This is a genomic window from Mycobacterium simiae (assembly GCF_008370645.1).
Taxonomy (GTDB): domain Bacteria; phylum Actinomycetota; class Actinomycetes; order Mycobacteriales; family Mycobacteriaceae; genus Mycobacterium; species Mycobacterium simiae_A.
Map to the genome: position 1 here is coordinate 1 of NZ_VTZN01000702.1, position 204 is coordinate 204.

Here is a 204-nt window from a genome sequence, read left to right on the forward strand (position 1 = left end):
GGCGGCGATGGCGGCGCCGGTGGCATGGGCGCCACAGCAGGAGGGGGTGGCGGGAACGGCGGTTCGGCGTCCACATCCGGACTCGGCAGCGCGACCGGCGGAGATGGCGGCGATGGGGGCACCGGCACCTCCTCCAACGGCGGATCCGGCGGATCAGGCGGTGGTGCGAATGTCACTAACGTCGCCTCGAAGGGGACCGCTGTC

At 73.0% G+C, this 204-nt stretch carries 1 protein-coding gene; it reads left to right on the forward strand.

Translation table 11 applies throughout. The annotated features are described in order from the left end of the window. The coding region (locus tag F0Q45_RS28900; protein WP_223163978.1) for a hypothetical protein at positions 1 to 204 on the forward strand (204 nt) is incomplete at both ends.